At 40.1% G+C, this 15,340-nt stretch carries 11 protein-coding genes; 10 read left to right on the top strand and 1 reads right to left on the bottom strand.

The annotated features are described in order from the left end of the window. Positions 1 to 4 precede the first annotated feature (4 nt). From DHBDCA_RS08650 to DHBDCA_RS08640, 3 genes are read left to right on the top strand one after another with little or no spacing between them, the layout of a single operon-like run. Entirely contained in the window at positions 5 to 2,002 is a 1,998-nt protein-coding gene (locus DHBDCA_RS08650) for a WD40 repeat domain-containing protein (RefSeq protein ID WP_015043848.1), read from the top strand. A gap of 12 nt (positions 2,003 to 2,014) precedes the next feature. Next, a complete protein-coding gene (locus DHBDCA_RS08645; protein ID WP_015043847.1) occupies positions 2,015 to 3,433 on the top strand; it encodes a hypothetical protein in 1,419 nt (472 codons plus the stop codon). A gap of 10 nt (positions 3,434 to 3,443) precedes the next feature. Further along, positions 3,444 to 6,935: a hypothetical protein gene (locus DHBDCA_RS08640; RefSeq protein ID WP_015043846.1), complete on the top strand. Its 3,492-nt coding sequence runs from the start codon at positions 3,444 to 3,446 to the stop codon at positions 6,933 to 6,935. 26 nt (positions 6,936 to 6,961) lie between these two features. On the opposite strand, the gene DHBDCA_RS08635 is transcribed toward DHBDCA_RS08640, so the two are convergent. After that, complete coding sequence (locus tag DHBDCA_RS08635; RefSeq protein ID WP_041225787.1) at positions 6,962 to 7,216, bottom strand: hypothetical protein; 255 nt, start codon at positions 7,214 to 7,216, stop codon at positions 6,962 to 6,964. A gap of 303 nt (positions 7,217 to 7,519) precedes the next feature. Between DHBDCA_RS08635 and DHBDCA_RS08630 the strand changes: the two genes are divergently transcribed. The 7 genes from DHBDCA_RS08630 to DHBDCA_RS08600 all read left to right on the top strand — a co-directional run bounded on the left by DHBDCA_RS08630 (position 7,520) and on the right by DHBDCA_RS08600 (position 14,213). Further along, positions 7,520 to 8,245, top strand: a complete 726-nt coding sequence (locus tag DHBDCA_RS08630) for a Rha family transcriptional regulator (RefSeq protein WP_015043845.1) — start codon at positions 7,520 to 7,522, stop codon at positions 8,243 to 8,245. A 15-nt stretch (positions 8,246 to 8,260) separates the two neighbouring features. Then, positions 8,261 to 8,662 carry a phage holin family protein gene (locus DHBDCA_RS08625; RefSeq protein ID WP_015043844.1) on the top strand — a complete coding sequence of 134 codons (402 nt, stop codon included), beginning with the start codon at positions 8,261 to 8,263 and terminating at the stop codon, positions 8,660 to 8,662. 3 nt (positions 8,663 to 8,665) lie between these two features. Next, the gene (locus DHBDCA_RS08620; protein WP_015043843.1) at positions 8,666 to 9,334 is read left to right on the top strand and encodes a M23 family metallopeptidase; all 669 of its coding nucleotides are present in this window, start codon (positions 8,666 to 8,668) and stop codon (positions 9,332 to 9,334) included. Positions 9,335 to 9,370: 36 nt separating this feature from the next. Continuing rightward, entirely contained in the window at positions 9,371 to 9,742 is a 372-nt protein-coding gene (locus tag DHBDCA_RS08615; RefSeq protein ID WP_015043842.1) for a phage holin family protein, read from the top strand. A 286-nt stretch (positions 9,743 to 10,028) separates the two neighbouring features. Further along, entirely contained in the window at positions 10,029 to 11,291 is a 1,263-nt protein-coding gene (locus DHBDCA_RS08610) for an STAS-like domain-containing protein (protein ID WP_015043841.1), read from the top strand. Between the two features lie 824 nt (positions 11,292 to 12,115). Beyond that, positions 12,116 to 12,451 (top strand): hypothetical protein, encoded by a 336-nt coding sequence (locus tag DHBDCA_RS08605; RefSeq protein WP_015043839.1) that lies wholly within the window; start codon positions 12,116 to 12,118, stop codon positions 12,449 to 12,451. 112 nt (positions 12,452 to 12,563) lie between these two features. Further along, on the top strand, positions 12,564 to 14,213 hold the full coding sequence (locus tag DHBDCA_RS08600; RefSeq protein ID WP_015043838.1) for a hypothetical protein: 1,650 nt from the start codon (positions 12,564 to 12,566) through the stop codon (positions 14,211 to 14,213). Positions 14,214 to 15,340 lie beyond the last annotated feature (1,127 nt).

Here is a 15,340-nt window from a genome sequence, read left to right as displayed (position 1 = left end):
TACCATGATCTCAACTGTGACAAGACAAAACGACTTTGTCAATGGCACCCCGGCAGACGCCGAAGCAGTTGACCAAGACTTTGATGCCTTATATACAAAAGTAAATGAAATAATCTACGCTATCCTAAGTTCGGACGAAGGTCAGAGTTTGGTTGATCAAATGAATGTTCCGGAAATAGAAGGCGTCGGGACAGGATCGCTCTTAGCCATATTAAGGGGATTTAAAACCCTGATGGATTCCATTGTCTTAGGAGGACTGCCGGACAACAGTGTCACCTTAAGCAAACTCGTTACTGCTTTACAAAAGAATCTTGAGGTTATGAACAAATGTCTTGCAAACGAATTAGCCCATTTAGATCAAATTAGCCAAGAAACGCCGCAGTCTTTACCGCTCAGTAACAAAATATATGATCTTTTCGATGGCACGAATAATTATTCATCTGGAATCATTGACACGACAAAAACCTGGACAACAGCTGATATTATTTCTGGCGCGACAAGTATCACCGTAGATGATACTACGGGCTTCACCGCGAAAAAAGAGTACACAATCCAGCAATCCGATAAAAAAGAGAGCTTTATTTTAACCAGTATCACTGATAATGTCCTTACGGTCCCGGCTCTTACAAACTCTTTCGGGAAGGGAGCGGTTGTATACCGGTCAAATGCCTTATTGGATCAAGGTAAATTGCGTGCCGGTACGGTCCGAAGCAGCGTATTTCCGATTAAATTATCCGATCCTTCTTCTCTTCCTCCTGGAACCTGTAACGGCGTTGCTTTTTCGGCAGACGGTACTTACATGGCAATAGTGAGTTCTACAGCACCATATTTGGCAATTTACAAAAGATCCGGAGATACGTTTATCAAATTATCGAATCCAACCATTATGCCTGGTGCAGCGTGCTATTGCGTAGCGTTTTCACCGGATGGCAAATATTTATCCGTCGGCCACGGAAACACCTATAGGCAGACTCATTATATGTGTTCCGGCGATGACTTCACGGCGGTAACTGTTCCGACAAGCTATCCGGCAAGCGGTTATGTTTACGATATGGAATATTCCCCCGACGGAACGTATTTGGCAATGGCCTGTTCGTATACACCGTTTGTTTATATCTACAAGATCACGGACGGAGTATTCAATAAGCTTGCTAACCCAGCAACGTTACCACCCGGACAATGTAATAGTATCTCATGGTCACCCGACGGGGTATATTTGGCTTTAGCGTGTAATGTAACACCGTTCATGGCTATCTATAAGCGGTCGGAAGATACTTTTAACAAGTTGACCAACCCGGCTACAATCCCTACAGGTGCGGGCAAAGGTTGCGCATGGAGCAAAAACGGTACTTACCTGGTAATAGCACACACCACAACACCGTTTGTCTCGGCCTATAAACGGACAGGAGACATCTTTGCTAAATTGTCCAGCCCTACAGATTTACCGGCAGGGAACGGAACCGGAGTTTCATTTTCAAAAGATGGAGCGCATATGGCTGTAAGCTGTGCGATTACGCCATTTGCATCGTTATACGAGGTAGATTATTTAACAGATACTTTCACTAAAATTGTTGATCCGGTTACTGCACCGGCAGGATCATGTAATGGGGTGGTATTCGGGTTTAATGATCTTTATTTGGTTTTTGTCCATGCGACAAGCCCCTATCTGACTATCTATAAAACAGGAACCCAGGTTACAGCGGTCGATGCCCGGTATGACGTCACGCCGATAACAGCAACGGACGAAGTTGATCTGTGGCTTTATCACGAACGGGAAACTGATTTCTCGGTCGCTGCATACTTGTCTATTGTGGCTGCGGCTACTAATGAAAGCTTTTCAGAAATGACCAAAACAACCACAAATATTGACGCTGATCTTGCGGAGGGAAGATATATCGGCACAGTCGCAACAGCGGACAGTAATGTCTCGCTTAAATTGACAATTTCCCGCTTGGCAACATCAACCAAGGTACTGACAAAATTACTCGGTAATGTGGTATAAGGAGGTGGAAGCATGGCTACTATTGACAATGTAAAAAAGGCTCTTATAGCCTACAGCTCCGCTAAAAACTCCGGGAGTGTTTCAAGCAAAGGTGCATCGCAAGATAACTCAGGATTCAGTTCTCTTACGAATTATACAGGCGGTGCGGGGGTTAATTCCATTCCAAATTACACGGGTGGGGCAAATCTGGAACTTCTTTCTGAAAATTTAAACCAGAATAACTACCAAAGTACGCCAAGTGTATATGCCACTCAGAAAGATTATGATTCAAATAAGAGTAAAGACCCAAGCCTGCAACTTTACGATCCAAACAAAACTACTTTTAAAGCGGGTGACTATTTTTTAGGTGGATCTGCTGCGGTTGGATCACCAACGGATGATTATCTGAAATCCCTCGGTATACAAAGAATCTATGGTAATGACGCGCAAGGAACAGGCACTGCCTACGATAAGTACCTTGCTACTAATCAGGCTAATATGCAATTGGCCCCTCAGATAGCAGCCCTAAAAGCCAAATTAAATAGTGGTAAGAGTGAATATGACTCAACCATAAGCCAGTTAAGAGACAGCCTGTCTGGAAATGTCGCTTCGCTCAATCAAGGGATAGATGCAGCCAAGGGACAAAACCTTGTGTCAATTGCTCAAGTCAGAAGGCTTATGGATAATAACCGAGATAGAACAAATGAAAATCTAAACTCCCAAGGTCTGTTAAATTCCGGGATAAGAAACTATGAACAAAGACAAATCAATTCTCAAGAATCAGGTTCTATTCAAGATAAACAAGCAGAACTAGCTAACACCATCCAACAGATTAAAGCCAAAATAGCTGAAGCGCAGGCAGCAGAAGCTAACCAGGAACAAAGCTTACTAAATGAGTACAATACAAATTCAGGTGATTTAAACAGCCAGATAGCTACGTACCAAGCTCAGATTCCTACACTGGCAAATCAGATTTATACGGATAAACAGTCGGCGAATTCTGCTGCTGAATACCAGACGGCAAAAGATCAGCGGGAATTGGCTTTAAAAATTGCTGACTTGATGGGGTATTATGATGGGCAGCCGACAAGAGCGACAATAAATGATCAGAATGACTATGCTTTGTCCCGGTATAAAGCATATAGCTCGGGAAATTCTGGACTAAGCTTATCTGAGCAAAAATATTATGACCAAAAAGCCGGGGACCAAAATATAGCCATGGCCATACAGGGATTAGAAAATATGGCTAATGGCACCATGGACGGTAATAGGTATGGAAGATCGGATATCTTAAATTACATTGTTAATAACGCTTATGATCTTACCGCAAACGGTATTGACGTCAACGACCTGTATAATTGGGCCTCCAATAAATATACCTGGGATAGAAATTCTTCAGGAAATTGGTACGATACATCAGCAAAGGACGATCTTTCGAGCTTATTAAAGTGAGGTGTTTTGAATGGCCAGATCAGTTGAAGAAATATTTAATATGAAACCAAACCAAGGCACCTCCGTAAGTTCTACGCAAAAACCGAAGACGTTACAAGAAATATTCAGCCCACAAAAGCAAAATACACTTACCAACGGTAATAAAAATCTTCAAACACTCCAGCAGATTGATGCGAAGATCAATCCTATTAGCCAACAGAACATTAAAACAGAACGCCAAAAAGCTGAAGAGGCTATGAAAGCTAATAATACTTTGGCTAACAGGATGGCATATGCCAAGGCTGTAAATTCTGAAGTAGATCAATCTATGTCCAAATCCAAGGCGACAAATACACTGGCCGAAGGTTCAATAGCTAAGAGTATGCAGGATCAAACCCTTAAGGATTCCGTCAATGCCAAGACATCTTTCCAAAAGTTTTTAGCTAGGGAACGTGCATCCAGGAACGAAATACTAACCGGAACAACCATGCAGAAGCCCGATTCAAAACTTTCATTATTAGCCGATCTTTTAGGGACTGTCGAGGGTTTTGCCGCAGGAGGGAAAGGATCGCCAGCTTCAGCCGGTAGTATGTTGTATAAAGGTGCAGAGACAGCCGCAGAAAAAACCTTACCTTTAGCTGCTAATCTTATCGGGAAAGCATCACCAAAGGCGGCTAATCTTCTTTTGAATCCATTAGCTAAGACTGCAATTACACAGGGAGCAGCCGGGGCTGGATATGAAACAGTAAATTCACTCGCGAACAATGAAAAGATGTCCGGGAAAGACATTGCATTGGCAGCGGGAACCAATGCGTTATTACCTGTTCTTGGCAAGGGAATAGGGAAAACCGTAGGAAACCTGTCAAAGAATAAACTTCCCGAAAACACCTTTATTCCTGACGTACAGAACGCGTACAAAAATGCCAGGGTTGAAGAGTTACCAAAACCAGACTTAAAACCGAAATCCTTCAAGCTGGGAAATCCTCTGAAAGTAGATGAACTTAGGCCAAAATACGCATCTGCGAATGTCAAAAATACTACATTTACGCCGAAAGACTTGGCAAAGTATGCGGATGCTAAAATTGAAACGCCGGTGACGAACATTGAATTCAGAAAGAATGATTTACTCAGGAAAGAAACGCCCAGCATTTCTACTGGTGAATCTAATCTTACACCAAATATCATGGACTTGAAGATTGAAAGGCCAGAATCTGAAACTGTAACAATGTATGGAGAAGCAGCAAAAGCAAAGCAGCCCGGCAAGCCTATTCCTGAACCCGTCATAGCAGAGGGGTTTAAAGAACGTGGATTCGGGCGTAATGTTCGTACTGATGCGAATATGAAAGATGAAATTCGTGACAGCGTTACTAAAGATCCCTTAGTTTATGAACAGTTAGGAAACAAAAAAACATTAGAAAGCGCACAAAAAAGATTTAATGAAGGTTACGAAGTAGCATTAGAAAAATGGAATAACTCTCTGTCCTCAGACTCATTCCGCGCTGATGATATTCCCTTGGCTCGCATGTTGGCAAACGAAGCTGTAAATCGTGGAGAAATAGCCGGATCAAGGAAGATTATTGCCGATGTGTCGGAAAAACTTACTCAGGCCGGGCAATTTTCCCAGGCAGCTAGAATTTTAAGAAATGCCGAGGACCCTGGAGCCTTTAGGGTATTTGTTGACCGTCAGCTTAATAAGCTGAATCAACAGGGTAAGCAACAGTACGGCGGCAAGTGGCCAGATATCCAATTGACCGATGACGAAATCAAAATAATTAACAATTGGAATAAATCAGATTCGGCTGGACGCGAACAAATTATGGAAGATATTTATACTAGGATCCAAGATCAAATCCCGGTATCTAATCTTGAAAAATTTGACACATGGCGTAGGATTGCTATGTTGTTAAATCCTAAAACCCACATTAGAAACACCGTGGGAAACGCTATAATGTCTGTAACACGCAAGACTGCTGACACTATGGCGGCATCTTTGGAGCGTGTTGCAAGACTTCCAGAAGGGCAGAGGACTAAATCTATAGGATGGAGCAAAGACAAGAACCTTGTTAATACTGTTAATAAAGAGTGGGAATCCAATAAAACCGACTTGATGAAGTCCGGGCGCTGGGATCTTGAAAACCTAAAATTTGGAATGTTAAATAGAGATAAAAGAATCTTCAACAATAATGCACTTGATTTTTTGGATAATCTAAGCAAAGACACCTTAAATTTTGAAGACGCTGTATTTATGAAACGCGCTTATACGGACGCATTAGGCCAGTACATGAGCGCGAATAAGATGACCGCAGTAACAGACGCAGCTAAAAACTATGCACGGCGTAGAGCGTGGGAAGCCACATTCAGACAAGCTAACTGGTTATCCGATACAATCCAGGGATTAAAAAGAAAAGGCGGGATCATTGGTAAAGCGACTGATATAGCCATACCTTTTAGCAAAACACCGGCTAATATCATGCAAAGAGCAGTAGAATACTCCCCGGCAGGCTTAATCAAAGCTTTGTACTCAAAAGCAAAAGGGAAATCAGCAAATGATGTTATTGAGGACTTAGCCAAGGGCATGGTGGGCACCGGAATAGCGTCACTTGGATTTTTACTTGCAAGTATGGGATGGGCTAGAGGCGAAAAAGAATCTAGTAAAAACGCTGAAGCTATACTAAGCCAACTTGGGGAACAAGCATATTCTATCAGCACGCCTCTCGGAAGTTATACCTACGATTGGGCACAGCCCATATCCGTACCTTTTGCAATGGGCGTTGCTGTGTATGAATCATTAGAAAAATCTGCACGCAAATCAGAAGGAGAAGAGGGGCTAGATGGTTTTACAAGAGCTTTAAACGCTGCGCAAAGTGCCGTCACTACAGGAGCAGAGACAATTTTCAATCTTACGATGATGCAAAATATTCAAGACCTCTTAGGGGGTGGGTACGGCAGTGTTTCAGAATCTTTGCTATCCCTACCATCCGACTATATAAGCCAAGCCTTCCCGACATTATTTGGGCAAGGGGCGAGAACGGCAGATGATACCAAACGTAGTACGTACGACCCCAATCAATTAAAACAGATGGCAAATACATTTATTGCAAAAACACCGGTGGCCTCAAAGACATTGCAACCAAACCTTGATGTATTTGGGCGCGAACAATCTCAAAGCGGAGGATTGCCAAGAGGAATTCAACAGTTTTTAAATCCAGGATACTCAAAGAAAAAAACAAGCGATCCGGTAATATTAGAGGTTGCAAGGTTGTATAAATTAACAAAAGAAACAGATATATTACCTAAAGTTGCACCAAGAAATTTCTCATCTGGTGGTAAAAAAATAGTTCTTACGCCACAACAATTAACCAACTTTCAACGCAATATGGGGCAAAAAAATTACGATGGTATTAAAAATCTACTCGCCGATCCTCTTTATGAGAATGGAACAGAGGAAAAGAAAGTAGAACTCATGAGCAAACTTGTACGTAAAAATTATGACCTTACTAAAAACGATTTACTCAAAAAATAAGAGCAGAAGCATCAACTCTTCTGCTCTTATTCTAATTCTCTCAATTTTCTTTGCTTAGTGTAATGTTCTTCTAATTGTTTATCAATAACTTTAAACAACTCTATTGCAAATTTTAATGTTATGAAAATAATATAAACACTTAATATTATGCATAATAAGGTGTTATTGTATTCTTTTATTATGGCTATTACGGGGAAATATGTTAAAAATATTATAAATCCCAGAACTGTGTCTATACCATTTTTGTGAAAATCATAAAAATCTTTTATCTTGTCAATCATATTTCCTCACTCCAACCCCAACATAAAACCACGTATCATTACCCGTAATATAAGCTATACCAGCCAATAAGAAAGATATTCCTAAAAGAACCATAGGTTTCATACAATCACCAAGTTCATATTACCAACAATGGCAGGAAATTACAATCCTGTCTTTTTATTTGGGCCTGTCGTGATGATAGCCCCGCCAGCCTCCTTGAAAGCTTGGCCATCATAACCGAGCTTTCTTTAATTTAATATTCTGACTACTTAAAATCCATAGGGTTTACAGTTGTCAGAACCGAAAACTAAGGAGGAACAAAAATGAACGAATTTTTAACACTAGGAATCATTTCTAAAAAAGAAAGGGCACTTGTTAGTAGCCGAAAGATAGCAGAAAGATTTAATAAAGATCATGCAGAAGTATTAAAAAGAATCCATGGATATGACAGGAACGGCAAACACGTTAACGGTATACTCGATGACTTCGAACCAAGTGTAAATACACTTCGTTACTTTATTCCTTCTGAATACAAGGACTCAAAAGGCGAAACTAGAGCTGAATATTTAATTACTAGGGATGGATTTTCCATTCTCGCTATGGGGTTTAATGGCAAGGAAGCATTGAAGTGGAAAATAAAATACATCAATGCTTTCAACGCAATGGAAGATTACATCAGGGAAAAGAAATCAGCAGAGTGGCAACAAGCGAGATTGGACGGCAAACAAGTCCGCCGTGAAGAAACTGACGTAATCTTAACTAAACTTATCCCATTGGTAGAATCTCAAGGCAGCCAGAACGCCGGTAAACTGTACATGGCCTATTCTAAACTGGTCAATATGATACTGGGGATAGAATCCGGACAGCGTGAAAACTTGCCCTTGTCTTACATCGAAGCGATTAAGTTCCTCGAAAGAGCCATAGAAAATATTATATCCCTGGAAGTGGAAAAGGGAACCCATTACAAAGAAATCTATCAAGTATGTAAAGCGAAATGCCAGATCATCAAAGACTTGGCATTTTTGCCATCATTAAAACTTATTTCATAAGGGAGGCGAGAACCATTGGAAAAAGAATATAGTTTCAGCGCAATTGTGGCTACGGTCGGAACATTCATAAGCTACTGGCTGGGAGGGTGGGATGTAGCATTGCGCGTGCTTATTGCTTTTATGGTTATCGATTACATTACGGGGTTCCTGGGGGCAGTAAAGACACATAAGGTTGACAGCGAGGTTATGTTCTGGGGTGGAATCAGAAAAGGGATCATAATTATGGTCATAGCAATTGCCGTCATGCTAGATCAGTTGCTGGGAAACGATGAGCCGATCTTCCGGATGATGGCTCTTTATTTCTATATTGCCAGGGAAGGAATATCAATAACTGAAAATCTCGGTATTCTTAGGGTGCCGTTACCGCCGCCGATCAAAAAGGTGTTAGCCCAACTACAGGAGAAAGGAGGGGAATAGGCTATGGCTATGCCAGTTAAAAATGCTAAAATAACAAACTGCTACAAGGACCCACTGTGCAAAATCAAATACACCAAAGGTTATCATACCGGAGTTGATTTCATCGGCGCAGACGGTCAATACGTCCCTGTATGCGCCTTTAGAGATGCATCCGTGCTTAAAGTCGGTTGGGACCCGGCAGGATGGGGTAATTATATCATCCTGAGATATGCTGGAAAATACGACGTGGTCCATGCTCACTTATCGAAAGTTCTCGTCAGTCAGGGCGCAGCAGTCAAGGAAGGTCAGCAGATCGGAGTCATGGGGACTACCGGCAACAGTACCGGCGTACATCTGCATTTTGAAGTCAGAGTTGCTCCATGGACTAATCGCAATGACATCAACGCATCTAATTTCTTAGGGATACTTAATCAGCGCGGACCGGTCCAGGATAAACCGATCATGATACCGGAAGTTATTTTTAGTAGCCCTGGTGATGATGAAATGGCTGCTGCTTACCTCGCGCGATTTTTAAAGGCCGAGAGAAGGGCGCTGACGGCTCCGGGCGATCTCGCCAATGTAGAACATGCCTATGTTATAGGCAGCCCTGTCAAGCCGATCCAGAACACTACAAACATCGTAGGTACAGACCGGTTTGATACGGCAAGGAAAACTTTAGAGCTGTGTAAATAAGCCGCCTGAGAGCGGTATTTTTTATGGAGGTATATCATGGATACTCAAGCCTTAATTCAAGCTCTATTAAACGAGCTATTACAGATTGTCATTACTATTGTCATTCCTTTTGTCGGTGCTTATTTGGTATCGCTAATTAAAAAGCATTTGACCGCAAAGCAGATTGAAATCGCTAAGAACATTGCCGGTATTGCGGTTAAATTTGCCCAGCAAAGCGGACTCGCAAACGCCGACAAATTCCAGCTCGCGTTTAACACCGTTAAAAGTATGGCGTCACAGCATGGGATTAAGCTGACGGATGAGCAATGGACATCATTGGTTGAAGCAGCTGTAAACGAATTTAAGAAAGATTGGAATACGGTAACACGTACCGAATCTGTAACACCCACACCAGAAATAACAATGTAATGTGAAAAGGCCCCGAGGGAGAGATCCTTCGGGGCTTTTTTGCCGCATTTTTCTAAAGATCAAAGATTTTATTAATATTTTTAAAAAATATGTTGACTAACCAGTGGTATAAAGCATATATTTATAGTACAAAATAAATAATAAGTTCAGTAAAGAACTAGTTTCCTTTTTATCGGAGATTACTCCGGTCACGAAAACGGCCCTACGAAATGGGGCTGTTTTTATTTTGTAAAAAGTTAGAAATTAAGCTAAAATATTGGTATAGATTAGGAGGGGTGTAAAGAAAATGTCTTTTGCATACGCGCAGAATAATGTTGTTGGATTATACGGGGATAAATTAGGATGGGTTAATGTCGTTGATCTTAAGAAAAAGTTTTATCAGCTCACAGTAAATGAAAAATATGATCAGATTATCCTTGATCTTAGTAAAGTGAGATTGATTTATCCAAATGGAGTAGTTCCTTTGATAGCGGAGATGGATAGACTAAAGAATACAAGAGGTACTGTAATTCAAGTAATTCCACCTAAAGATAGAGAAACAACTGGATATGCCGAAAGACTGGGCTGGCTACACTACTTAGATCCGGAAAAATATGATTTTCCACATGGTAATAGGTATCAAAATTTTGCGTTACATTCTTTCAGAAATGATGAGGAACTAAATGAGGTAATAAATGGCGCAATAGGAGTTTGTTTACAACAATTAGTTTTTGCAGACGGAGTACCTCAAGCTTTTGAATGGGCCTTAAATGAAATAGCTGGAAATATTTTGGTTCATGCAGGGGTAAAGGTTGGATGGCTTCAAGTGCTAATAAATAAAGATAGACATATGATGTCAATAATTGTGTGTGATTCAGGAGTCGGAATCCCGCATAATATGAAAAAAGTTTTTCCAGAAATTGAGTCAGATAGGTTTTTAATAGAACACTCTATTAAAAAGGGGATAACTAGTAATCCAGCGAATGGTCAGGGAAATGGACTTGCAGGTACTGTAGCAATTGCACAAGCTAGTGAAAGTTCTTTAAGTATATATTCAGGTAAAGGCACTGTGTATGTAAACGGTGGAAGAATAAAATCACAAAGGCATTTTCCGCCGACTTACGGTACCATGGTAGATTTACAGTTTAATACTGAAAAACCAATTGATTTACCGAAAGCATTATGGGGGCATAACCCAATAAATATTTTTGAAACTATGTATGAAGATGAAAAGGGCGATTTAGTTTTTAATCTCCATGATTATGCTTCCAATTTTGGAAATCGTCCAACTGGAGAACGGATTAGGAATCTCGTCATAAATCTAATGAAACAAAATCCTGGATTTGCTGTCAGTATTAACATGTCAGAAGTTGGAGTTCTCTCATCGTCATTTGCGGACGAGCTTTTTGGGAAATTGGCTGTAAAATTTGGAATACTGGACTTTTCTAGATTCGTCAAACTTATTCAAGTAAATCCACTATGCAAAAATATTATTGATGTTGCTATTAATCAAAGGATTGCACAGAGTTTTGACCCTGGCCAAATTACTATGGTAAAAGACTTTTCTTAATATCCATAAGTTTTCTCTTTTTCAAAGATCGGATTTATATAAAGGCCAGCCATGCGCGATCAGCTAATGGCGGGTTCTCGCTACCTTCCTGGAGCGGATCAGGATTATCCGTTTTTGGCTGTACAAAGCCCTGTAACCTTACTGAGGACAAAGCATATATTATAGTGTGTCGATGACCTTAATATTCCGTATATCGGTCAGAGCGCCGCTGGAAGCAGAAATCCGGTCTGGGTTGTTGGGGCCGGAGTTCTGCTTATTAATACAAAAAGGACGGAACCCCTTCTATTTATTTTAGAGTTCCGTCTTCAATATATGTCGTTTGTAATATATTACCATAAAAAGGTATAAATAGTAAATATATGAATAGATAATAACTTCAGCCCGGATCACTCCGGGCTTTTCTTATTTTCTAGGGTGCATATATCCCTACCCTTACTTTTTAACGCCTTACAGGGCAAATATGAAGGAGGTATTTTTGGCTTATTTTAGGCAATCTTTAAAGTAGTCCGGGAATATGTATTCGACAGTCCCACCGAGAGCAATAGATATTTTAGACGCGGTTCTCAATGTAAGATCAGGCCTTTTTTCGGCGGCGATCCGACTTACTTCCGACTGAGGTATCCCAATAATTAAAGCAAGTTCTTCCTGGGTCATATTTAATTCGTGGAGCCGTTGTTTAATTCTGTTCATGAGGAAAAGGATCAGTTTTGTATAGATGCATATGTCATATTTTTTTTTCCTTCGACATTGTTTACCTTACATCGACCAGGAATTTAGCCTAGAATACAAATTATAAAAATATAAACGGTTTGGAGGTGGAAAAGGTGGCTAAATATACTGATGAAGAAATAAGGAATTTTAAAAGAATCACCTGCAAAATTGCAGCTGACTATTTAGGAATATCACCAATGGCAGTAAGTATTGGAATGAGAAATGATTTGTTACCAATTGGATTTGTTATTCATGACAAAGATAAATACTCTGATAGTTGGAGTTATCAGATAATTGCAGAACGACTGATAGCATATAAGTATGGCAAGATTACCAATCTACAAATTCGAAATATAGAAAATAATCTAAACACTATTATTTCTCAGTTTGAAGAAATGAAAAAAGACCTGCTTTTTATCTTAAGCGAAGACGCGGAGCAAGAGACATAAAATTATTTGAATATGCGTTTTCGCTTTCTTGGGATTCGGATTCTTCGCAAGAAAATTAAAGTCTGACATAGTTCTCTTACCGTTGAAGTACCCAGAGAAAAGAGGGATTACGGTGTCAAAGGATCAATTTGTCGTGTTGCCAAGGGAGCAATTATATAATGAGGTATGGAAAATATCAGGGACCGGCGTTTCAAAGAAATATAACGTGCCATATGCTGAGCTACTGAGGCGTTGCAAAGAGGCAGATATTCCCCTTCCTCCATCCGGATATTGGACAAAACTAAATTTTGGTAAGCAAGTTACACAAATACCTCTACCAGAGTCGCAGATTACTGAAGTTGCACTATCCACTGACATTACTTCTAAACGATCCAGTCATGCAACTACTTCTGATGATCGTAAACCAATAGTAGATACTATGCAAACTGAAACTTCAGACATTTTGCAGGGAGATGCGGAACAAATTAAAGAATCTGAAATACAGACATCAGATCTAATAAAAGATATGCCTCAACAGGAAGAGTCTACTTACCGTACGCTTTCTGATGAGTATAATATTTATAGTCGAGAAAAATTATATGAAGAGGTATGGACTGAATCCGTCGTTCAAGTAGCCAAACGATACGGAGTATCTGATGTAGCAATACATAAAGTTTGTAAATCACTCAATATACCTGTTCCTCCTCCTGGTTACTGGGCAAGGGTACGTGCGGGACAAAAGCTTAAAAAAACCCCGCTACCACCGTCAAACGGAATATCAGAGAAAATAGGGGCAAGAACTTATGAAGGTAAAAAGGTAAGTAATGAACTTCCACAAGTCCTTTCATTCTTGACCGAAGACGAGAGACACAAAATTTTTACGGCTGCGCAACATATTCAAATAGGGCCTGAAGATACGCCACTGCACAAAAAAATTAATGCATATAAGTCCGCAGTTAGAGAATGGAATAAAAAAGATACAAGAACTGAGGGTGCGAAAAAAAGCTTGAAAAACTATTACAATCGCCCGCCGTTTCTTGCTGGGGTTATTTCAGATGAGACACTCCCGCGGGTGTACCGTATCCTTGATACTCTTTTCCGTGCGGTTGAAAAACTTGGCGGATCTGTCAATGATGGTCTTTCGCTCCAAATTCGAAATGAACATGTTGAGCTTGAAATCTTTGAGAACCAAGATGAAGTCAACCATATACTAACGAGACAAGAAGCGCAGGAAAAGATTATATATGAGGATGCAAAACGTCATGATCGTTGGGCTTCAAAGCCAAATATCCGCAAGTATGATTATGCCTTCAATGGACGACTGAGAATTTGTATTCGAAAGAATAGATATTTTAGAGACTCGGACAAAGTCAATATTGAATCTAGACTTGGAGAAATGCTAATTGAACTATATGAAGAGTCTGAAGTGGTACGAATTGATCGTGAAGCACGGGAGGAAGCTAAAAGGAAAGAGGCTGAGGAAAAAAGGCTACGCGAAGAGCATAGGGAGCGATATAATGAAGAAGTTGATAAAACTATTGCATTAACAAATGAGGCTCAGGATTATGATCTGGCATGTAAGATAAGGGCTTATATTACTGCCTTGGAGCCTAAATTAGATATGAATGATAAAAATACTGTCGAGTATGTTGATTGGGTAAGGAAAAAAGCCGATTGGTTTGATCCAACTGTAGCCAGGGAAGACGAATTGTTTGGAGAGAGAGCCCATGAGGAAAATGAGGAGCGAAAAGCACTTAAGAAAAAATATTACTCGCCTTGGTAGAACAAATGTAAAAGTCTTGATCGACAATAAATATTTTCATTAAAAATCGTTGCAACCGCCGTTGCAACCCAGTGCAAAAAAGGTAGTAAAAGCCAGTTTGTAACAGTTCTATAAAACTGTAAAACCAGCTATTTATCAGCACTTTAGAATCAGATAGTTTACTTACGGATACCCAACAAGGTTCTCGTAATGAGCAGGTCGTCGGTTCGATTCCGACCATCGGCTCCACTAGAAACAAGACCTCTAGGGTTTTTCCTTGGAGGTTATTTTCGTGTTTGTATGCGTATTGTGTGTCAGAAAAATTTACAATTTATTAATAGTTTTTTACTCAGTTTTACAAATCGACCTTTGAAGTTAACCTTTTTTACTTGTGCATGAAAACCTGCACCAAACGCAAGATTTTTTAATAAAAGTTTATGCATTACTATTGTAACGCAAAATGCCATTGATTACCAAGGATCATGCAGGTTTTGATAGTTTTAAGTAGCCACTATTTTGCTAATTGCTAAAATAAGCAGTAGGTGGAACGAATCTGGTTGCTTTTTTAATATCCGAATTTATTCTAAATGTCATCCTTTTGGCTCCTACTTCGGAATGCTCCTATGTCCCGATCAGTGAGCCGGTATTGTGACTTCTCAAAATTGAAGTTCAGATCGAAGGACTTTAGTTTCCCGCATCGATCTTCAATATTCTGTACAATTTTTGTAGTAGTTTCGCTCAACATAAGACATAGATCGTCTTTTGTAAATCCATTTTTTCTGATTATCATTTTGCAGCCCTTTACTAATATATTTATAGACGGAGTTTCCTGTGAAAGTGGTAATCCTTCATCTGGATAGGCATAATATCAATGGTGACATTTTGGTTTGCTATAGCCAATGCAAAAAAGATGGAATAATCCATGATAATGCATAGAACCATACCTAGAACTGTCTTGACAACATAAAGAATACATGATAGATTTTAGTTTAATTAAATTGCAATGTATCTGCTCTCAACTCGTTTGTCTGGAGATACAAGGCTCGTTTTTTACCCGACCGCAAGGTATATCCGAGTGGAAAGGCGCTCATCCGGCATGTGTGTTTTCTTTTTTTGCCGTTTTGCTCCCTTTCCGTGGCTTGCGGAAA

The organism is Dehalobacter sp. DCA (assembly GCF_000305775.1).
Classification (GTDB): Bacteria; Bacillota; Desulfitobacteriia; order Desulfitobacteriales; family Syntrophobotulaceae; genus Dehalobacter; species Dehalobacter alkaniphilus.
This window is presented reverse-complemented; position numbering and strand designations above follow the sequence as displayed.